General features: G+C 59.9%; 16 protein-coding genes. 11 read left to right on the forward strand and 5 right to left on the reverse strand.

Annotated features, from left to right (window positions below; translation table 11 throughout):
• The first annotated feature begins 231 nt into the window (after window positions 1–231).
• From rpsF to FFS64_RS03450, 9 genes are all read left to right on the forward strand, one after another.
• Entirely contained in the window at window positions 232–654 is a 423-nt protein-coding gene (gene rpsF / locus FFS64_RS03410; protein ID WP_095192121.1) for a 30S ribosomal protein S6, read from the forward strand.
• A gap of 28 nt (window positions 655–682) precedes the next feature.
• A complete protein-coding gene (gene rpsR, locus FFS64_RS03415) occupies window positions 683–913 on the forward strand; it encodes a 30S ribosomal protein S18 (protein WP_002551829.1) in 231 nt (76 codons plus the stop codon).
• Between the two features lie 36 nt (window positions 914–949).
• Window positions 950–1,843 (forward strand): hypothetical protein, encoded by an 894-nt coding sequence (locus FFS64_RS03420; RefSeq protein WP_137804230.1) that lies wholly within the window; start codon window positions 950–952, stop codon window positions 1,841–1,843.
• 19 nt (window positions 1,844–1,862) lie between these two features.
• Entirely contained in the window at window positions 1,863–2,309 is a 447-nt protein-coding gene (gene rplI, locus FFS64_RS03425) for a 50S ribosomal protein L9 (protein WP_008058981.1), read from the forward strand.
• Window positions 2,310–2,443: 134 nt separating this feature from the next.
• The gene (dnaB, locus tag FFS64_RS03430; protein ID WP_077045379.1) at window positions 2,444–3,841 is read left to right on the forward strand and encodes a replicative DNA helicase; all 1,398 of its coding nucleotides are present in this window, start codon (window positions 2,444–2,446) and stop codon (window positions 3,839–3,841) included.
• 189 nt (window positions 3,842–4,030) lie between these two features.
• On the forward strand, window positions 4,031–6,334 hold the full coding sequence (locus FFS64_RS03435) for a YgiQ family radical SAM protein (RefSeq protein WP_095192119.1): 2,304 nt from the start codon (window positions 4,031–4,033) through the stop codon (window positions 6,332–6,334).
• A 296-nt stretch (window positions 6,335–6,630) separates the two neighbouring features.
• Window positions 6,631–9,906, forward strand: coding sequence for a DUF2126 domain-containing protein (locus tag FFS64_RS03440; protein ID WP_137804231.1), 3,276 nt, complete (start codon window positions 6,631–6,633; stop codon window positions 9,904–9,906).
• Window positions 9,907–9,994: 88 nt separating this feature from the next.
• Window positions 9,995–12,481, forward strand: coding sequence for a circularly permuted type 2 ATP-grasp protein (locus tag FFS64_RS03445; protein ID WP_137804232.1), 2,487 nt, complete (start codon window positions 9,995–9,997; stop codon window positions 12,479–12,481).
• The gene (locus tag FFS64_RS03450) at window positions 12,481–13,377 is read left to right on the forward strand and encodes a transglutaminase family protein (RefSeq protein WP_137804233.1); all 897 of its coding nucleotides are present in this window, start codon (window positions 12,481–12,483) and stop codon (window positions 13,375–13,377) included. The genes FFS64_RS03445 and FFS64_RS03450 overlap by 1 nt, the downstream gene beginning before the upstream one ends.
• Window positions 13,378–13,601: 224 nt before the next feature.
• Here the strand turns inward: FFS64_RS03450 and FFS64_RS03455 are convergent, their stop codons facing one another.
• Window positions 13,602–13,781 (reverse strand): hypothetical protein, encoded by a 180-nt coding sequence (locus FFS64_RS03455; RefSeq protein ID WP_095192115.1) that lies wholly within the window; start codon window positions 13,779–13,781, stop codon window positions 13,602–13,604.
• Between the two features lie 68 nt (window positions 13,782–13,849).
• Window positions 13,850–14,437 carry a TIGR00730 family Rossman fold protein gene (locus FFS64_RS03460; RefSeq protein WP_137804234.1) on the reverse strand — a complete coding sequence of 196 codons (588 nt, stop codon included), beginning with the start codon at window positions 14,435–14,437 and terminating at the stop codon, window positions 13,850–13,852.
• Window positions 14,438–14,782: 345 nt separating this feature from the next.
• Here FFS64_RS03460 and azu point away from each other — a divergent pair, with 345 nt between their 5' ends.
• Window positions 14,783–15,229: an azurin gene (gene azu, locus FFS64_RS03465; protein ID WP_095192113.1), complete on the forward strand. Its 447-nt coding sequence runs from the start codon at window positions 14,783–14,785 to the stop codon at window positions 15,227–15,229.
• Window positions 15,230–15,345: 116 nt separating this feature from the next.
• On the opposite strand, the gene nadE is transcribed toward azu, so the two are convergent.
• The 3 genes from nadE to FFS64_RS03480 form a co-directional block, all read right to left on the reverse strand.
• Window positions 15,346–16,173, reverse strand: coding sequence for an ammonia-dependent NAD(+) synthetase (gene nadE, locus FFS64_RS03470; protein WP_137804235.1), 828 nt, complete (start codon window positions 16,171–16,173; stop codon window positions 15,346–15,348).
• A gap of 4 nt (window positions 16,174–16,177) precedes the next feature.
• Entirely contained in the window at window positions 16,178–17,401 is a 1,224-nt protein-coding gene (gene pncB, locus FFS64_RS03475; protein WP_137804236.1) for a nicotinate phosphoribosyltransferase, read from the reverse strand.
• Window positions 17,402–17,522: 121 nt separating this feature from the next.
• Window positions 17,523–18,434 carry a LysR family transcriptional regulator gene (locus FFS64_RS03480; protein WP_137804237.1) on the reverse strand — a complete coding sequence of 304 codons (912 nt, stop codon included), beginning with the start codon at window positions 18,432–18,434 and terminating at the stop codon, window positions 17,523–17,525.
• A 175-nt stretch (window positions 18,435–18,609) separates the two neighbouring features.
• Here FFS64_RS03480 and FFS64_RS03485 point away from each other — a divergent pair, with 175 nt between their 5' ends.
• Window positions 18,610–20,100 (forward strand): aldehyde dehydrogenase family protein, encoded by a 1,491-nt coding sequence (locus tag FFS64_RS03485; RefSeq protein ID WP_137804238.1) that lies wholly within the window; start codon window positions 18,610–18,612, stop codon window positions 20,098–20,100.
• The last annotated feature ends 89 nt before the right edge of the window (window positions 20,101–20,189 follow it).

Below are 20,189 nucleotides of genomic sequence, written 5' to 3' on the forward strand. Positions count from 1 at the left end.
CCCTGTGGGAGCGAGCAGGCTCGCTCCCACAATGAGTTGTGCGTGGGCAAAGATTGGAGGTTGTTCAAATAATCACCAATTACCTTGCGCCTCCCACGCCCCTTCTCTACAATTGCGCCCCTTGCTGTGACGGCAGGCGCGCATGTGCCTTACCCACGCAAGTCCATAAGTGTCATTCACTCCTTGTCTGACCGCTTTTGAGCGGCAGGCTACAACCCGTAAGGAGCATTCATGCGTCATTACGAAATCATCTTTTTGGTCCACCCGGATCAAAGCGAGCAAGTCGGCGGCATGGTTGAGCGTTACACCAAGCTGATCGAAGAAGACGGCGGCAAAATCCACCGTCTGGAAGATTGGGGCCGTCGTCAACTGGCCTACGCAATCAACAATGTTCACAAGGCTCACTACGTGATGCTGAACGTTGAGTGCACCGGCAAGGCCCTGGCCGAGCTGGAAGACAACTTCCGCTACAACGATGCAGTGATCCGTAACCTGGTCATCCGTCGCGAAGAAGCCGTTACCGGCCAATCCGAGATGCTCAAGGCTGAAGAAAACCGCAGTGAGCGCCGTGAGCGTCGCGACCGTCCTGAGCACTCCGACGCCGAAGGCGTTGAGGGTGATGACAGCGACAACAGCGATAACGCTGACGAGTAATCCACGGACCTTTTAAGGAGCCTATCAAATGGCACGTTTCTTCCGTCGTCGTAAATTCTGCCGCTTCACCGCTGAAGACGTGAAAGAGATCGATTACAAAGATCTCAACACTCTGAAAGCTTATGTATCCGAGACCGGCAAAATCGTTCCAAGCCGCATCACCGGTACCAAAGCTCGTTATCAGCGTCAGCTGGCCACCGCTATCAAGCGCGCCCGCTTCCTGGCCCTGCTGGCCTACACCGACAGCCACGGCCGCTGAGACCGGGCAGTCGACACGTAGCAAAGGATTGAATGTATGCGGGCCTTGGCTGAGTTCATCATGCGGGGCCGTATGCAGGCCACTCTGGTAGTGGCTGGATGCGCGGCATTGCCGTTGTTGTATTGGTTGGGTGCTGCCGCCGGATGCCTTGTGCTCTTGCGGCGCGGACTGAAGGACGCCTTGGGCGTTCTTGCTCTGGGACTGCTGCCGGCGTTGATCTGGTGGCTTTACTCCGACGACCCACGGGCGCTTCTGGTGCTGCTGGGATCTGCGAGCCTTGCGTTGGTTTTGCGCGCAAGCGAGTCCTGGAACCGCGTGCTGCTGGTCAGCATAGCGATGGGAGTGGTGTTTTCAGTGGTGCTGGGGATGGCTTTTGGTCCCCAGATCGAGATGCTGGCGCAGGCTTTGATCAAAGTCATGCCGTCGCTACTCGGTGAGGTCTACCAGAGGATGTCGGTAGACGAGCAAGCGCGTTTCGCGTCCCTGATTGCACCGATCCTGACCGGCCTGATAGCGGCCTTGTTGCAAATCGTCAGTGTGCTGAGCCTGATTGTCGGGCGCTACTGGCAGGCGTTGTTGTACAACCCCGGTGGTTTCGGTCGCGAGTTTCGCGCCGTCCGAATCCCGCTGGGTCCCGCGATGTTGCTGCTGGCGGGCATGGTTGTGACACCGAATCTCGGTGTCCAGATGTCCATGCTTGTGCCGTTGTGCAGTGTACCGCTGGTTTTCGCCGGGCTGGCCCTGATTCACGGGCTGGTGGCGCAAAAGCGACTGGCCAGGTTCTGGCTGGTGGGGTTGTACGTGACGCTGTTGCTGTTCATGCAGCTGATCTATCCGTTGCTGGTGGTCCTGGCCATCGTCGACAGCCTGATTGATTTTCGCGGTCGTCTGGTGTCGAAAGACCCCGATAACGCGAACGGTGAAGGTTAAAAGTTAAGAGGATTTTCACATGCAACTGATCCTTCTGGAAAAAGTCACCAACCTGGGCAACCTGGGTGACAAAGTGAACGTTAAGGCTGGTTACGGTCGTAACTACCTGCTGCCTTACGGCAAAGCTACCGCTGCGACCCCAGCCAACCTGGCTGCGTTCGAAGAGCGTCGCGCTGAGCTGGAAAAAGCCGCAGCAGACCGTAAATCTTCGGCTGAAAGCCGTGCCGCCCAACTGGCTGAGCTGGAAGTGACCATCACTGCCACCGCTGGTGACGAAGGCAAGCTGTTCGGTTCGATCGGCACCCACGACATCGCTGATGCACTGACCGCCTCTGGCGTTGAAGTTGCAAAAAGCGAAGTTCGTCTGCCGAACGGCACCATCCGCAACGTAGGTGAATTCGACGTGGCCGTGCACCTGCACGCCGAAGTTGAAGCCACCGTACGCGTTGTCGTGGTAGCAGCTTAAGCAGCACTTGTCGGCTGGCACCCTCGGGTGCTTGCCGGTAACATCGGGCACGATCCTGTTTACAGGTCGTGCCCTTTGTCTTTCTGGTAACACCCGTTTTTCAATCCCTGCTTTTCCTAAAAAACCAAGTGGCCATGAACGAAATCTCCGCTCCCGAGCAATACGATCTGCAAACCGCCGCGCTGAAGGTGCCGCCGCATTCCATCGAAGCCGAACAGGCTGTACTCGGTGGTCTGATGCTGGACAACAACGCCTGGGAACGCGTACTCGATCAAGTCTCCGACGGCGATTTCTATCGACATGACCACCGCCTGATTTTCCGCGCGATCGCCAAGCTGGCCGATCAGAACTCCCCGATTGACGTCGTGACCCTTGCCGAGCAATTGGACAAGGAAGGTCAGACTTCGCAGGTCGGTGGCCTCGGTTACCTTGGCGAGCTGGCGAAAAACACGCCGTCCGTCGCCAACATCAAGGCCTATGCGCAGATCGTCCGTCAGCGCGCGACCCTGCGCCAACTGATTGGCATCAGTACCGAGATTGCCGACAGCGCCTTCAACCCGGAAGGTCGCACGGCTGAAGAGATCCTCGATGAGGCAGAACGGCAGATCTTCCAGATCGCCGAGGCCCGGCCAAAAACCGGCGGCCCGGTGGGTGTGAACGAACTGCTGACCAAGGCCATCGACCGCATCGACACCCTGTTCAACACTGATAACGCGATCACCGGCCTGTCCACCGGCTACACCGACCTCGACGAGAAGACCAGCGGTCTGCAGCCGGCCGACTTGATCATCGTCGCCGGCCGTCCGTCCATGGGTAAGACCACCTTTGCGATGAACCTGGTGGAAAACGCCGTGCTGCGCAGCGAGAAGGCCGTTCTGGTTTACTCGCTGGAGATGCCAGGCGAATCGCTGATCATGCGTATGCTGTCGTCCCTCGGCCGTATCGACCAGACCAAGGTCCGTTCCGGTCAGCTGGAGGACGACGATTGGCCGCGCCTGACGTCGGCGGTGAACCTGCTCAACGACCGCAAGTTGTTCATCGACGATACTGCCGGCATCAGTCCGTCGGAAATGCGTGCCCGTACTCGACGTCTGGTGCGTGAACATGGCGACGTTGGCCTGATCATGATCGACTACCTGCAACTGATGCAGATTCCGGGTTCCAGCGGTGACAACCGGACCAACGAGATTTCCGAAATCTCCCGGTCCCTGAAAGCGCTCGCCAAGGAGTTCAACTGCCCGGTGGTGGCGTTGTCCCAGCTCAACCGCTCCCTGGAGCAGCGGCCGAACAAACGTCCGGTGAACTCCGACTTGCGGGAATCCGGAGCGATCGAGCAGGACGCCGACGTGATCATGTTCGTTTACCGCGACGAGGTGTATCACCCGGAAACCGAACACAAAGGCATTGCCGAAATCATCATCGGCAAACAGCGGAACGGCCCGATCGGCTTTATCCGCCTGGCGTTTATCGGTAAATACACCCGATTCGAGAACCTGGCGCCGGGTAGCTACAACTTCGACGACGACGAGTGATTTGTAGCGTCTGAACGGACGCCATCGCGGGCAAGCCCGCTCCCACAGGGGTCTCGCTGTCCTTGTGGGAGCGGGTTTGCCCGCGAATGGTGCTCCACCGATTTCCGACCATAGCCGTCGGAATTGGTCAAAATTTGTGCTATATTCCGCGCCCGCGAAATTCAATGAAAGCCAACACCGGTTATCGACATGCAAGCAGCCAAGCCGTTATTTGACTATCCCAAGTACTGGGCCGAATGTTTCGGGCCAGCGCCATTCCTGCCGATGAGCAGGGAGGAGATGGATCAGCTTGGCTGGGATTCCTGCGACATCATCATCGTGACCGGTGATGCCTATGTCGATCACCCGTCGTTCGGCATGGCGATCATCGGCCGGCTGCTGGAGTCCCAGGGTTTCCGCGTCGGGATCATTGCCCAGCCGAACTGGCAATCCAAAGACGATTTCATGAAGCTCGGCGAGCCGAATCTGTTTTTCGGTGTCGCGGCCGGCAACATGGACTCGATGATCAACCGCTACACCGCGGACAAGAAAATCCGTTCCGATGACGCCTACACGCCAGGTGGCCTGGCGGGTAAACGTCCGGATCGCGCGAGCCTGGTTTACAGCCAGCGCTGCAAGGAAGCCTACAAGCATGTGCCGATCGTACTCGGCGGCATCGAAGCCTCCCTGCGCCGCATCGCCCACTATGATTACTGGCAGGACCGGGTCCGCAACTCGATCCTGATCGACGCCTGCGCCGACATCCTGCTCTACGGCAATGCCGAGCGTGCGATTGTCGAAGTCGCCCAGCGTCTGTCCTACGGTCACAAGATCGAAGACATCACCGATGTGCGCGGCACCGCGTTCATCCGTCGCGACACGCCGAAAGACTGGTACGAAGTCGACTCCACGCGCATCGACCGCCCGGGCAAGATCGACAAGATCATCAACCCGTACGTGAACACCCAGGACACCCAGGCCTGCGCCATCGAGCAGGAGAAGGGGCCGGTTGAAGATCCGCAGGAAGCCAAGGTCGTGCAGATTCTGGCCAGCCCGAAGATGACCCGCGACAAGACCGTGATCCGTCTGCCGTCGGTCGAGAAAGTACGTGGCGACGCCGTTTTGTATGCCCACGCCAACCGCGTGTTGCACCTGGAAACCAACCCGGGTAACGCCCGTGCCTTGGTACAGAAACACGGCGAAGTCGATGTCTGGTTCAACCCGCCACCGATTCCGATGACCACCGAAGAAATGGACTACGTGTTCGGCATGCCTTATCAGCGCATTCCGCACCCGGCGTATGGCAAGGAGAAAATCCCGGCCTACGAGATGATCCGTTTCTCGGTGAACATCATGCGTGGCTGCTTCGGCGGCTGCACCTTCTGCTCGATCACCGAGCACGAAGGCCGGATCATCCAGAACCGTTCCGAAGAGTCGATCATTCGCGAAATCGAAGAAATTCGCGACAAGGTCCCGGGTTTTACCGGTGTCATTTCCGACCTCGGCGGCCCGACCGCGAACATGTACCGTATCGCCTGCAAGAGCCCGGAAATCGAATCCGCGTGCCGCAAGCCGTCCTGCGTGTTCCCCGGCATCTGCCCGAACCTGAACACCGACCACTCATCGCTGATCCAGTTGTATCGCAGCGCCCGCGCCTTGCCGGGCGTGAAGAAGATCCTGATCGCTTCCGGCCTGCGCTACGACCTCGCGGTCGAGTCGCCGGAATACGTCAAGGAGCTGGTGACCCATCACGTCGGTGGTTACCTGAAGATCGCCCCGGAACACACCGAGGAAGGTCCGCTCAACCAGATGATGAAACCGGGCATCGGCAGCTATGACAAGTTCAAGCGCATGTTCGAGAAGTACTCCAAGGAAGCCGGAAAAGAGCAGTACCTGATCCCGTACTTCATCGCCGCCCACCCGGGCACCACCGATGAAGACATGATGAACCTGGCGCTGTGGCTCAAGGGCAACGGTTTCCGTGCCGACCAGGTGCAGGCGTTCTACCCGTCGCCGATGGCCACCGCGACCGCGATGTACCACTCGGGCAAGAACCCGCTGCGCAAGGTGACCTACAAGAGTGACGCGGTAACCATCGTCAAGAGCGAGGAGCAGCGTCGTTTGCACAAGGCGTTCTTGCGTTATCACGACCCGAAAGGCTGGCCGATGCTGCGTGAAGCGTTGACACGCATGGGCCGCGCCGATCTGATCGGGCCAGGCAAGAACCAGTTGATCCCGCTGCACCAGCCGTCCACCGACAGCTACCAGTCTGCCCGTCGCAAGAACTCGACGCCGGCCGGCAGTCATAAAGTGGCGGGGGAAAAGACCACCAAGATCCTGACCCAACACACCGGCCTGCCACCGCGCGCCAGCGATGGCGGCAACCCGTGGGACAAGCGTGAACAGGCCAAGGCGGCGGCGTTCGCCCGCAACCAGCAGGCGGCCAAGGAGCGCAAGGATGCAGCCAAAGGCAAGGGGCCCAAGCCTGCGCGCAAGCCAGTCGTGCCGCGCTAAGCCTCGCTTGAACTGAACAGAACGCCAACCTTCGGGTTGGCGTTTTGCATTTCAGGGTTTAACCATTTGTGCTGGAGCCACTGGCCTCATCGCGGGCAAGCCCGCGAAGAGGCCGGAGCTGGCAACCAATTTCTGGTCGATCGCCACATTTACGTGCACCTACGCCAAACCATTTTCTCGCATCGCCCGATTTTGGTGCTGTACTGCCTCCAGTAACCGGAGAAAGCGCCAGCGCTGCTGGATGGCATAAGTCTTGCGCGCTTTCGAATACGCTCAAGGCTCGCAGGAGGCACGCCGTGTCGATTCATGTCGCATTGCACCATGTCACGCATTACCGCTACGACCGCGCCGTCGAGCTTGGTCCGCAGATTGTTCGCCTGCGTCCGGCGGCCCACAGTCGCACGCGGATACTGTCCTACGCGCTGAAGGTTTCGCCCGAGCAGCATTTCATCAACTGGCAACAAGACCCGCAGGGTAATTACCTGGCGCGGTTGGTGTTCCCGGAAAAAACCGATGAGCTGCGCATCGAGGTCGATCTGCTGGCGGAAATGGCAATTTTCAATCCTTTCGACTTCTTCCTCGAACCCTACGCAGAAAAAATCCCGTTCACCTATGCCGCGGACGAACGCAAGGAATTGGCACCGTACCTGGAAACCTTGCCCCTGACACCGAAGTTCCAGGCCTATCTGGAGGGCATCGACCGCACGCCGCTGCCTGCCGTGGATTTCCTCGTCGCACTCAACCAGCGCCTGAGCGAAGACGTCGACTACCTGATTCGCATGGAGCCGGGTGTGCAAACGCCTGAGCACACCCTGGAACAGGCTTCAGGTTCGTGCCGCGATTCGGCGTGGCTGCTGGTGCAACTGCTGCGAAACCTTGGGCTGGCAGCGCGCTTCGTCTCGGGTTACCTGATTCAGTTGACCGCCGACGTGAAAAGCCTCGACGGTCCTTCCGGCACTGAGGTGGACTTTACCGATCTGCATGCCTGGTGCGAGGTCTACTTGCCCGGTGCGGGCTGGATCGGCCTGGATGCAACCTCGGGTCTGTTTGCGGGTGAAGGGCATATCCCGTTGGCCTGTAGTCCCGATCCGTCCTCCGCGGCACCGATCAGTGGCCTGGTGGAACCTTGCGAGTGTGAATTCAGCTATGAAATGTCGGTCGAGCGGATCTGGGAGGCGCCAAGGGTTACAAAGCCCTACACCGAAGAGCAGTGGCTGGCGATACAGGCCCTGGGCCGGCAGATCGATGCCGACCTGCTCGAAGGCGACGTGCGCCTGACCATGGGCGGTGAGCCAACCTTCGTTTCCATTGATGACCCTGACGGCGCCGAATGGAATACCGCCGCACTGGGCCCGAACAAGCGTCGGCTGTCCGCCGAACTCTTCCAGCGCATGCGTAAACGCTATGCGCCTCAAGGGCTGGTGCATTTCGGTCAAGGCAAGTGGTATCCCGGCGAGCAGCTGCCGCGCTGGTCGCTCAATTGCTATTGGCGTCGCGACGGTGTGCCGATCTGGCATAACAGCGCGCTGATTGCCGATGAACAGCATGACTATGGCGCCAATGGCGAATTGGCCGGGCGGTTTCTGGCGAGTGTGGCTGAACGCCTGAAAATTCCGACACGCTTTGTATTTCCGGCCTATGAAGACAATTTCTACTACCTCTGGCGCGAAGGCACGTTGCCGCAGAACGTCAGCGCCGAAGACTCACGTCTTGAAGAACCGCTGGAGCGTGCGCGGCTGCGCAAAGTCTTCAGCCAGGGCCTGGACAAGGTCATCGGGCAGGTGCTGCCGCTGGCGCGTACCGCCAAGGGCGATCAGTGGCAAAGCGGGCGCTGGTATTTGCGCGACGAACATTGCCGGCTGGTACCGGGAGATTCGCCACTGGGCTATCGGCTGCCGCTCGGCTCGCAGCCTTGGGTGAAAGCGGCTGAGTACCCATTCATTCATCCACAGGACCCGAATCAGGATTTCCCGCCGCTGCCTGACACCGCACGGTTGAACAGCCATGGCGAGCCGGCCGAGGCGCAGGAGCGCACGCCGAAGATCGACGAATCCGCTGACTGGTTGACGCGCACGGCGTTCTGCGCCGAGGTGCGGGAGGGCCGGTTGTACCTGTTCATGCCACCGCTGGAGCGGGTCGAGGACTATCTGGAGCTGGTCGCTGCCATCGAAGCCACTGCCGAGGAGCTGCATTGCCCGGTACTGCTCGAAGGCTATGAACCGCCGAGCGATCCGCGTTTGAGCAATTTGCGCATCACCCCTGACCCCGGTGTAATCGAGGTCAATGTGCAGCCATCCGCGACCTGGGATGAACTGGTCGAGCGCACCGAATTTCTGTACGAAGAAGCCCGGCAGACCCGACTCACTACCGAGAAATTCCTGATCGACGGCCGGCACACCGGCACCGGTGGCGGAAACCATTTCGTACTGGGTGGTGCGACACCGGCTGACTCGCCGTTTCTGCGTCGCCCGGATCTGTTGCGCAGCCTGATCAGTTATTGGCATAACCATCCATCACTGTCCTACCTGTTTTCCGGGCTGTTCATCGGCCCGACATCCCAGGCGCCGCGAGTCGACGAAGCTCGTAACGACGCCTTGTACGAACTGGAAATCGCCTTTGCCCAGATGCCGGAACCCGGTGAGGAATGCCCGCCGTGGCTGGTCGACCGACTGCTGCGTAACTTGCTGATCGACGTCACGGGCAACACCCACCGCGCCGAGTTCTGCATCGACAAACTGTATTCGCCGGACGGTGCCACAGGACGCCTGGGCTTGCTGGAATTGCGCGCTTTTGAAATGCCACCCCATGCACGCATGAGCCTGGCTCAGCAGCTGCTGCTGCGAGCGTTGGTTGCGAAGTTTTGGCGCGAGCCTTTCGCGCCGCCGAAACTGGCGCGCTGGGGCACGGAGCTGCATGATCGGTTCTTGTTGCCGCACTTTATCGAGCAGGATTTCGCCGACGTTATCGTCGATCTCAATGCCTCGGGTTATCCGGTGCGGGCCGAGTGGTTTGCGGCGCATCTGGAGTTCCGCTTTCCCAAGGTGGGCGATTACGCCGTCAGCGGTATCGCACTGGAACTGCGGCAGGCACTCGAGCCGTGGCATGTGCTGGGCGAGGAGGGCGCGGTCGGCGGCACGGTGCGCTATGTGGATTCATCCCTGGAGCGTTTGCAGGTCAAACTCACCGGCCTGCCGCCACAGCGTTATGTGCTGACGTGTAACGGCATCCCTGTGCCATTGCAGCCAACCGGACGTGTAGGCGAATTCGTCGCTGGCGTAAGATTTCGTGCCTGGCAACCGGCGAACTGTTTGCAACCTGCCATCCCGGTTCATGCACCGTTGGTATTCGACCTGCTCGACACCTGGATGGGCCGTTCACTGGGTGGTTGTCAGTACCACGTCGCACATCCGGGCGGGCGCAATTACGAGACGTTACCGATCAATGCCAATGAAGCCGAGAGCCGGCGCATGGCGCGATTCTTCCGCATCGGACACACCCCCGGGAAACTTCCGATACCGATTCCGCAAATCAATGACGAGCTGCCGATGACGCTCGATTTACGACGTTTCTAAACCGTACGCGACGCTCGGATTTTTCGTATATCCGGGCGTCATGAGCCTGCGTTAGTCTGACCGTTCCGTGCTGTCTGCCGAGCTTTCCATGCCTGACCTGCTAGACCGCTACCCGCTGACGGCGGGCACCTATCACGAACTGCTCGACGACAGCGGCGGGGTACGTCCGCACTGGCGCCGACTGTTCGACCAATTGCAGCGCAGCACGCCAGCGCAACTGGTGCAGCGTCAGGCACTGCTGACTCGGCAGATTCAGGAAAACGGCGTCACCTATAACGTCTATGCCGACCCCAAGGGCGCCGATCGGCCGTGGGAACTGGACCTGCTGCCCCATGTGATTGCCGCTGACGAGTGGGAACAGTTGTCGGCCGGCATCGCCCAGCGTGCCCGATTGCTCAATGCCGTGCTCGCCGACCTGTATGGGCCGCAGCGCCTGATCGCCGAAGGTTTGCTGCCGGCCGAACTGGTATTCGGCCACAACAACTTTCTCTGGCCCTGTCAGGGCATCAGCCCGCCTGATGGCGCCTTTCTGCATCTGTATGCCGTGGATCTGGCGCGCACTCCCGATGGCCGCTGGTGGGTCACGGCGGATCGCACTCAAGCGCCTTCCGGTGCCGGCTATGCGCTGGAAAACCGTACCATCGTCTCCCGGGCTTTCCCCGAGTTGTACCGCGATCTGAAAGTGCAGCATCTGGCCGGCTTCTTCCGTACGCTTCAGGAAACCCTGGCCCGCCAGGCACCCAGCGATGAAGACGTGCCACTGGTGGTACTGCTGACGCCGGGGCGATTCAACGAAAGCTACTTCGAACATTTGTACCTCGCTCGCCAACTCGGTTATCCGCTGGTGGAGGGCGGCGACCTGACGGTGCGTGATGCCACGGTTTACCTGAAAACCCTGAGTGGCCTGCGCCGCGTCCACGCGATCATGCGCCGCCTCGATGACGACTTCTGCGACCCGCTGGAACTGCGCACCGATTCGGCACTGGGCGTACCGGGTCTGCTTGAGGCCGTGCGACAAGGGCGGGTACTGGTGGCCAACGCCCTTGGCAGCGGTGTGCTGGAGTCGCCGGGATTGCTGGGTTTCCTGCCGAAAATCAGCCAGTTCCTGTTCGGTGAAGAACTGATCCTGCCGTCCATCGCCACCTGGTGGTGTGGCGAAGCCCCCGTACTGGCCCAGGCGCTGGAGAAACTGCCGGAGTTACTGATCAAACCGGCGTTCCCGTCCCAGAGCTTTACACCGGTCTTCGGTCGCGATTTGAGTGAAAAGCAGCGTGATGAACTCGCCGAGCGCATGCAGGCGCGGCCTTATGCTTATGTCGCGCAAGAATTGGCGCAGTTGTCCCAGGCACCGATCTGGCAGGCCGAGGGTGGGCAATTACAGCCCCGGGCGATCGGTATGCGCGTGTATGCGGTGGCCAGCCACGATGGTTATCGGGTGTTGCCCGGCGGGTTGACCCGAGTGGCCGCCGAGGCCGATGCCGAAGTCGTGTCGATGCAGCGCGGTGGCGCGAGCAAGGACACCTGGGTGCTGGGCGATCGCCCGCCCAGTGGCGAGCAATGGAAAGCCCAGCGCAACGTCGGCGTGCATGATCTGGTACGACGCGACCCCTATCTGCCATCGAGGGTGGTGGAAAACCTGTTCTGGTTCGGGCGGTACTGCGAGCGTTGCGATGACAGTGCGCGATTGCTGCGCATCATGCTGGCGCGATATGTGGACGGCGATGACCCACAGGCGCTGCAGGCGGCAGTCGACCTGGGCGAACGGCTGATGCTGTTGCCCGATGAAGGCGAGCTGCCGGAGCGCCTGTTGGCGGCGATACTTGGCGATGACTGGCCGTTCAGCCTGCGTTCCAACCTGCAGCGCTTGCAGTGGGCCGCTTCGCAGGTACGCGGCAAGCTTTCGCGGGAAAACTGGCAAGCGCTGGTGGAGTTGCAACGTGAAGCCATGGAGCTGGAGACCGATGAGCCGGACTTCGGCGAGCTGCTGGATTTCCTCAACCGTCTGGTGATGTCTCTGGCGGCGCTGTCCGGTTTTGCCCTCGACGACATGACCCGGGACGAAGGCTGGCGCTTTTTGATGATCGGTCGGCGGATCGAGCGCCTGCAATTTCTCAGCGGCAGTCTGGCGGCGTTCTTGCGGGGCGCGGGCGCGTTCGATCAGGCCGGTCTCGAATGGTTACTGGAGTTGGGCAACAGCAGCATCACCTACCGTTCGCGGTATCTGGCGGTGGCGCAGTTGATCCCGGTGCTGGACCTGTTGCTGCTCGACGAGCAGAACCCTCACGCCGTGCTGTTCCAGTTGAAACTGGTGAGTCGTACCCTCAAACGCCTGAACGATGACTTTGGTGCCCCGCGAGAAACCGGGCTGCCGCGGTTGGTGGAGCGACTGGCGCGATTTGACCTGGGGTGCCTGGAAAACCCGCTGTTCGGCGAAACCAGCGTGCGCGCGGCGCTCGAAGGTTTGGCCGATCTGCTGCAAGAGATCGCCGATGCCAGCGGGCAAGTATCCGATCGCCTGGCCTTGCGTCATTTTGCCCATGTCGATGATGTCAGCCAGCGCACGGTGTCCGTCTGATGAGTGCTCGATACCAGATTTTCCACGACACCCATTATCACTACGACAGCCCGGTGTCCCTGGCCCAGCAACTGGCGCATCTGTGGCCGCGCCCATGCACCTGGCAACGTTGCACCGAGCAGCAATTGCAGATCAGCCCGGACCCGACGACCCGCCGTGATGAACTCGATGTATTCGGCAACCCGCTGACCCGGCTGGCGTTCGAGCGTCCTCATGATGAACTGCTCGTCAATGCCAGCCTCACGATCGAAGTGCTGCCTCGGCCTGCGCTGGATTTCAAGTTGTCTCCGGCCTGGGAGGAAACCCGCAATGCGCTGACCTACAGCAGTCAGCCGCTTTCAGCTGAATTGCTGGATGCGTGTCGTTATCGGTTTCAATCGCCCTACGTGCATTTGAAGCGCAATTTCGTCGAGTTTTCAGACAGCTGCTTTCCGGCGGGTCGACCGCTGCTGCTGGGCGTGCAGGCATTGATGGAGAAAATCTTCAGCGAATTCACCTTCGACGCCGAAGCCACCCAAGTGGCAACGCCGCTGGTGGAAGTGCTGGAGCGTCGGCGCGGGGTCTGCCAGGACTTCGCCCACCTGATGCTCGCCTGCGTACGCTCCCGAGGCCTGGCCGCGCGGTATGTCAGCGGTTACCTGCTGACCCAGCCGCCGCCCGGTCAGCCACGACTGATCGGCGCCGATGCCTCCCATGCCTGGGTGTCGGTGTACTGCCCGGTGCTGGGTTGGGTAGATTTCGACCCTACCAACAACGTGCAACCGGCACTGGAACACATCACCCTGGCCTGGGGCCGGGATTTTTCCGATGTGTCGCCGTTGCGTGGGGTGATTCTGGGGGGCGGTAATCATGACCCTGAGGTTCGGGTTACCGTGATGCCATTGGATCAGCAGTGAACCATTGTGGGAGCGAGCCTGTTGCACCGTCGCGAAGGCGTAGTGTCAGGCGAAATCGATGCTGAATGACACACCGCTTTCGCGAGCAGGCTCGCTCCCACAAGGAGAAGTTCGGTGATTTCTGGATGGGGTATTTCAGATTGACCTGTGAGGGTCGGCAGCAAGACTGCCAACCCTGGACACAGATCCGGTGGGCCTGATGTGTTCATCCGGCCCGGAGGGTCTCAGGCGTCGGGCGCCTGGTCTTTCGGTGCTTCAACATCATCTTCTGTCGCGACGTCACCGTCAGGGTTCAGTGTCGCGTCTTCAGCCATCGCTTTCTTGCGCTGAAGCTTTTCCTCTTTCTTCTGCTCCTTGGCCAAGTCACGCTGACGTTTGGCGAAGGAATAATTGGGTTTAGCCATGGGCGATCCTCTGGGGTCGAAGGTGAGGTTGAGCGGCGCGTATTCTGCCCTGTATCGGTGCCGAGTCGTTAGTCGGGTTTTTGTTCGACCCACTTGGGCAGTACGGTCGGTTGCCAGCTATCGAGGGCATCGAGCAGCGTCTGTGGCGATTCGCTCACCTGCAGCATGTCACGGTGCGCCCCGCGAACGAAGCCTTCGCCGACGATGTGATCGAGAAAACCGGTGAGTTTGCTGTAGAAGCCGTTCACTTCCAGCAACCCCAGCGGTTTGCCGTGGTAGCCCAATTGGCCCCAGGTCCAGACTTCGAACAGTTCTTCCAGCGTGCCCAGGCCGCCGGGCAGGGCGATAAAGGCGTCGCTGAGTTCGGCCATCCGCGCCTTGCGCGCATGCATGCCGTCGACCACTTCCAGGCGGGTCAGGCCGCTGTGGCCGATTTCCTTGTCCTTGAGGCTTTGCGGGATGATGCCGATCACTTCGCCACCGGCCGCCAGCGCGGCGTCGGCCACGATGCCCATCAGGCCCACGGCACCACCGCCATAGACCAGGGTCAGCTTGCGTTCGGCCAATGCCTGGCCGAGCGCCACAGCGGCTTCACGATAAGCCGGGTTGGTGCCGGTGCTGGCACCACAAAATACACATACGGATGCTAAAGACATGCCTTACTCCATGGTCGAACAGTGCCACAGAGTAAAGGCAGGCGCGCAGCGCACCAAGGGCTAAACTTCCCGCTTGGGCGTTTCGTAAGTACCGCTGGCGCCACAGGCGTAGGCGGCGAGCAAGCTGCACAACAGGCTATTGAGGGACATGTCGGACGCTCCGGTCAGTGATGATGGCCCGATCATAGGCCCGGTCCAGACGCTTGGCTGGTAGATTGTCTCGATCGGTGCCATAGCCCAAAAGTTGTATACAATTTTTGATTCAGGTCATATGAACTTGCGAAGTTTTCAGGCAGTCTTCTGTTCATTCGCATATTTCCAATAACCTTGCCTTGGAGATTCACCATGTTTGCCAAACTTGTTGCGGTATCCCTGTTGACGCTGGCCAGCAGCCAATTGATGGCTGCGGAATGCAAAGTCACCGTTGACTCCACAGACCAAATGTCCTTCAACACCAAGGCCATTGAAATCGACAAGAGCTGCAAGACATTCACCGTGGAACTGACCCACTCCGGCAGCTTGCCGAAAAACGTCATGGGCCATAACTGGGTGTTGAGCAAAGAAGCCGACATGCAGCCGATCGCCACCGACGGCCTGAGTGCCGGTATCGACAAGAGCTATCTGAAGGAAGGTGATGCCCGTGTCATCGCTCACACCAAGATCATCGGCGCCAAGGAAACCGACTCGGTGACCTTCGACGTGTCGAAGCTCGATGCCAATGAGAAATATGGTTTCTTCTGCTCGTTCCCGGGCCACATCTCGATGATGAAGGGTACTGTGACCCTGAAGTAATCAGATCCGCACAAAAAAGCGTCCGCTTGGGACGCTTTTTTTTTACTCGGAATTTGACCGAGTCATCGTTCTTCGCGAGCAGGCTCGCGAAGACGTCGGTCCAGACACCGCGTGCCTCAAGGCGCAAACGGCATCACACGCTTGTGATGGGTCTTGTTGTACGTGTTGCAAATGATCTTGAACGCTTCCTCGCGCACCGGCTGCCCATGCAGGAAGGCGTCGATCTCGGCATAGGTCACGCCGTGGGACGCTTCGTCCGGCTTGCCGGGAGACAGGTCTTCCAGGTCGGCGGTCGGGACTTTCTCCACCAGTGATTCCGGTGCGCCGAAGCTGCGAGCAATTGCCCTGACCTGATTCTTCACCAGGCCGCTGAGCGGTGCCAGGTCGCAAGCGCCATCACCGAACTTGGTGAAGAAACCCATGACCGCTTCCGCCGCGTGGTCAGTACCGATCACCAGGCCCTGGGCGGCACCGGCGATGGTGTACTGAGCAACCATGCGCATCCGCGCCTTGGTATTGCCGAGTACGAAATCCACCGACACCGCGTGCTTGCCTTCGAACGCTGCGACTTCATTGGCCAGGGACTTGACCGCCGGGCCGATGTTCACGGTATGACGTTCGTCCGGCTTGATGAAATCCACCGAAGCCTGGGCATCGTGTTCATCGAACTGAGTCTCGTACGGCAAGCGCACGGCGATGAATTTGTAACTGTCGTCACCCGTGCGATCGCGTAACTCGCGCATGGCACGCTGGGCCAGCAGGCCGGCGGTCAGGGAATCGACACCGCCGCTGATGCCCAGCACCAGGGTCTTGAGCCCGGAATTGACCAGGCAGTCCTGGATGAAGGTAATCCGCCGGGCGACTTCTGCCTCAAGGGCGGCCTCGTCGGCGAACGGCGGTTGGACCTTGAGCTGCTCAGCAATCTCACGCTGTACGGCTTGCATGAATTCACTCCTTGCCAGGTAGGCTTGATGGGACAGGTACTTGGAAAACGTGTCGCAAATAGGCGACGAAATTCGGGTCTTTGCAGTGAGTCTTGCCAGGCTCGTCGGAGATCTTCGCCACCGGCGCGCCGTTGCAGGCGGTCATTTTAAGCACGATGCTCATCGGTTCGACACCCGGAATATCGCACGTCAGGTTGGTGCCGATGCCGAAGCTGACATTGATCCGACCACGCAGTGCCCGAAATATTTCCATGGACTTGGGCAGGGTCAGGCTGTCGGAGAAGGTCAGCGTCTTGCTCATTGGATCGATGCCAAGCTTGTGATAGTGGGCAATGGCTTTTTCTGCCCATACCACCGGATCGCCGGAGTCGTGGCGCAATCCGTCGAACAGCTTGGCGAAAAACAGATCGAAATCGCCGAGGAAGGCATCCATGGTGATGCAATCGGTCAGGGCGATTCCCAGCAGGCCACGGTACTCGCGCACCCAGCAATCGAGGGCGGCGATCTGACTGTCGATCAACCGCGGGCCGAGTTGCTGGTGAGCCATGATCCATTCGTGGGCCATGGTGCCCAGCGGCTTCATATCCAGTTCCCGGGACAGGTGCACGTTGCTGGTGCCGACGAAACGTCCAGGGAAATCGTGCTTGAGTACGTTCACCACTTCTTCCTGCACGCGGTACGAGAAGCGACGGCGGGTACCGAAATCGGCGACCTGCAATTCGGACAGCTCGTCGCTGCCGGCGTTGGCGGCCAGCCAGTCAAACTTGCGGTAGAGCTGCTCGCGGGCCTGTTCCAGGACGATTTCCCGGTAGCGATAGCGGTTACGCACTTCACTGACTATCGCCAGTATCGGCACTTCGAAAAGAATGACGTGCAGCCACGGGCCACGCAGGCGGATGAACAACTCACCATTTTCGATTCCGGTGTGGATGTAGCGCAGGTTGAAGCGAAACAGCCCGAGAAAGCGCAGGAAATCCGGCTTCAGGAAGGTGATGCGCTCCAGAAAGCCCAACTGATCGGCACTCAGGCTCAACTCTGCCAGGCGCTCGATCTGGAAGCGGATCTCCGCCAGATACGGGCGCAAATCTTCACTGTTACGGCAACGAAACTCCCATTCGACTTCCACGTTCGGGTAGTTGTGCAGCACCGCCTGCATCATCGTCAGTTTGTAGAAATCGGTGTCGAGCAGGTTCTGCACGATGCGATCGGCAAACACACTCTCGCTCATTACGGGAATCTCCAGACGTGCCACGACGTGGCGCGGTATCAATCATGGGTGCTAGTGGCGCATATCGGCGGTGGGTATTGCCAGCAATTTTTCAGGCCATAAAGATCCCTGTGATGCATCCTTAAGTTTGCGGTTTTTCCGGGCTATCGATCTGCTCCAGCATCCACTTCACAAAATCCCGCACCTTGGGCACTTCCGCCGAATGCTCCGGGTACGCCAGGTAATAGGCATCAGTACTGGGCATTGCATGCTGCCAGGGAATGACCAGCTTGCCTTCGGCCAGTTCTTCTTCCACCAGAAACCGTGGCAATAACGCCACGCCACAGCCGACTTGCGCGGCGCGGATGCACATGTAGAAAGTTTCGAAGCGCGGGCCGTGGTAGCTGTGTTCGGTGTGGTAACCCTGGCTGTCGAACCAGTCATGCCAGGCCTGGGGGCGGGAGGCGTTTTGCAGCAGGACCAGGTCGGTGAGTTGCGTGGGGTCGGTGAAGGGCTCGGAGGGCAAGCTGCCGGGGGCACATACCGGAACAAGCTCCTCACTGAACAGCTTCAGGCATTCGGTGCCGGGACGGGAACCCTGGCCGAAGTAGAACGCCAGGTCGCTGCGACCTTGCAGCAGATCATCAGCCTCCTGCTCGCTGCACAGATCCAGATGGATCGACGGATGGCGCAGGCGCCAGCCTTTGAGTCGTGGCACCAGCCAGCGCGCACCGAAGGTCGGCGGTGTTGAGACACGCAGGACTTCTGTTTCGCCGCCGTAGGAACGCAGGTAATGGGTCGACATCTCCACTTGCGTGAGGATTTTTCGTACCTCGACCAGGTACAAATCGCCTGCTGGGGTCATTTGCAGGCGTCGGCGCACTCGGCGAAACAAAAGATGCTGCAACAGCTCTTCGAGTTGCGCGACCTGTTTGCTGACGGCGCTCTGGGTCAGGTTCAGCTCTTCGGCGGCCCGGGTGAAGCTCAGATGCCGGGTCACGGCTTCGAAACACTGCAGGGCAGCGATCGATGGCAGGTAGCGTTTGTTCAGCATGGGCGGTCCTTTGTTCTTGTCTCTTTATTGCCAACAATGCACAGCATGAATAAACGGAATGATATCTCTCTTAAAGGTCGTTTGTTGAGTAACCTGCGGGGCGCTAAAACTACAGGTCTGATCAGCCGTGTCCGCGCGGCTGCACACGTACCGTTTTTTGCTTGAGGAGTAACCCATGGTTGCCGCATTGCTTGATCGTCTTGGTGTGAACCCGGCCCTGTACCAGAACGGCAAAGTGCCGGTGCATTCGCCCATCGACGGCAGTCGCATCGCCGCCGTGAACTGGGAAGGTGCCGCTGAAGTCGAGCAGCACATCAGTCGCGCAGATCATGCGTTCGAACTGTGGCGCAAGGTTCCGGCACCGCGCCGTGGCGAGCTGGTGCGTCAACTGGGCGACATCCTGCGTGAATACAAGGCCGACCTCGGCGAGCTGGTGTCCTGGGAAGCCGGCAAGATCACTCAGGAAGGTCTGGGTGAAGTTCAGGAAATGATCGACATCTGCGATTTCGCCGTCGGCCTGTCCCGCCAGTTGTACGGTTTGACCATTGCTTCCGAGCGTCCTGGCCACCACATGCGTGAAACCTGGCATCCGCTGGGCGTCGTCGGTGTTATCAGCGCCTTTAACTTCCCGGTAGCGGTCTGGGCCTGGAACGCCACGCTGGCGCTGGTCTGCGGCAACCCGGTGATCTGGAAACCGTCGGAAAAAACCCCGTTGACCGCACTGGCCTGCCAGGCGCTGTTCGACCGCGTGCTGAAGAACTTCAGCGATGCGCCTGCGCACCTGAGCCAGGTCATCATCGGTGGTCGCGACGCCGGCGAAGCGCTGGTCGATGATCCACGTGTCGCGCTGGTCAGCGCCACCGGCAGCACCCGCATGGGTCGCGAAGTGGCGCCGAAAATCGCCGCGCGTTTTGCCCGCAGCATCCTGGAACTGGGCGGCAACAACGCAATGATCCTCGGCCCAAGCGCCGATCTGGACATGGCTGTACGCGCGATCCTGTTCAGCGCCGTCGGCACTGCCGGTCAGCGTTGCACCACGTTGCGTCGCCTGATTGCCCACGAATCGGTCAAAGAAGAAATCGTTACCCGCCTGAAAGCTGCGTATTCCAAAGTGCGCATTGGTCATCCGCTGGAAGGCAACCTGGTCGGTCCGCTGATCGACAAGCAAAGCTTCGACAACATGCAGGACGCACTGGAGCAGGCACTGAGCGAAGGCGGCCGGGTATTCGGCGGCAAGCGCCAGCTGGAAGACAAATTCCCGAATGCCTACTACGTTTCGCCGGCCATCGTCGAAATGCCGGAGCAGAGCGACGTGGTCTGCCACGAAACCTTCGCGCCGATCCTGTATGTGGTCGGTTACACCGACTTCAACGAAGCCCTGCGCTTGAACAACGCCGTGCCGCAAGGCCTGTCGTCCTGCATCTTCACCACCGACGTGCGTGAAGCCGAGCAGTTCATGTCGGCGGTCGGTAGTGACTGCGGCATCGCCAACGTCAACATCGGACCAAGCGGTGCAGAAATCGGTGGCGCGTTCGGTGGCGAGAAAGAGACTGGCGGCGGTCGTGAGTCCGGTTCCGATGCGTGGCGCGGGTACATGCGTCGTCAGACCAATACCGTGAACTACTCGCTGGAATTGCCGTTGGCGCAGGGTATTACGTTCGACTGATATTCGGGTCGAACGTAATACCCTGTGGGAGCGGGCTTGCTCGCGAATGCGATTTGTCAGTCGATACCGATGGTGACTGACAGACCGCT

It is taken from the genome of Pseudomonas sp. G(2018), assembly GCF_005502415.1.
In the GTDB taxonomy this organism is placed as follows: Bacteria; Pseudomonadota; Gammaproteobacteria; order Pseudomonadales; family Pseudomonadaceae; genus Aquipseudomonas.

Bases quoted from the DNA above. Each gene is read 5' to 3' on its own strand.
- rpsF (WP_095192121.1), top strand. From the start codon at position 232: ATGCGTCATTACGAAATCATCTTTTTGGTCCACCCGGATCAAAGCGAG.
- rpsR (WP_002551829.1), top strand. From the start codon at position 683: ATGGCACGTTTCTTCCGTCGTCGTAAATTCTGCCGCTTCACCGCTGAA.
- FFS64_RS03420 (WP_137804230.1), top strand. From the start codon at position 950: ATGCGGGCCTTGGCTGAGTTCATCATGCGGGGCCGTATGCAGGCCACT.
- rplI (WP_008058981.1), top strand. From the start codon at position 1,863: ATGCAACTGATCCTTCTGGAAAAAGTCACCAACCTGGGCAACCTGGGT.
- dnaB (WP_077045379.1), top strand. From the start codon at position 2,444: ATGAACGAAATCTCCGCTCCCGAGCAATACGATCTGCAAACCGCCGCG.
- FFS64_RS03435 (WP_095192119.1), top strand. From the start codon at position 4,031: ATGCAAGCAGCCAAGCCGTTATTTGACTATCCCAAGTACTGGGCCGAA.
- FFS64_RS03445 (WP_137804232.1), top strand. From the start codon at position 9,995: ATGCCTGACCTGCTAGACCGCTACCCGCTGACGGCGGGCACCTATCAC.
- FFS64_RS03450 (WP_137804233.1), top strand. From the start codon at position 12,481: ATGAGTGCTCGATACCAGATTTTCCACGACACCCATTATCACTACGAC.
- FFS64_RS03455 (WP_095192115.1), bottom strand. From the start codon at position 13,781: ATGGCTAAACCCAATTATTCCTTCGCCAAACGTCAGCGTGACTTGGCC.
- FFS64_RS03460 (WP_137804234.1), bottom strand. From the start codon at position 14,437: ATGTCTTTAGCATCCGTATGTGTATTTTGTGGTGCCAGCACCGGCACC.
- azu (WP_095192113.1), top strand. From the start codon at position 14,783: ATGTTTGCCAAACTTGTTGCGGTATCCCTGTTGACGCTGGCCAGCAGC.
- nadE (WP_137804235.1), bottom strand. From the start codon at position 16,173: ATGCAAGCCGTACAGCGTGAGATTGCTGAGCAGCTCAAGGTCCAACCG.
- pncB (WP_137804236.1), bottom strand. From the start codon at position 17,401: ATGAGCGAGAGTGTGTTTGCCGATCGCATCGTGCAGAACCTGCTCGAC.
- FFS64_RS03480 (WP_137804237.1), bottom strand. From the start codon at position 18,434: ATGCTGAACAAACGCTACCTGCCATCGATCGCTGCCCTGCAGTGTTTC.
- FFS64_RS03485 (WP_137804238.1), top strand. From the start codon at position 18,610: ATGGTTGCCGCATTGCTTGATCGTCTTGGTGTGAACCCGGCCCTGTAC.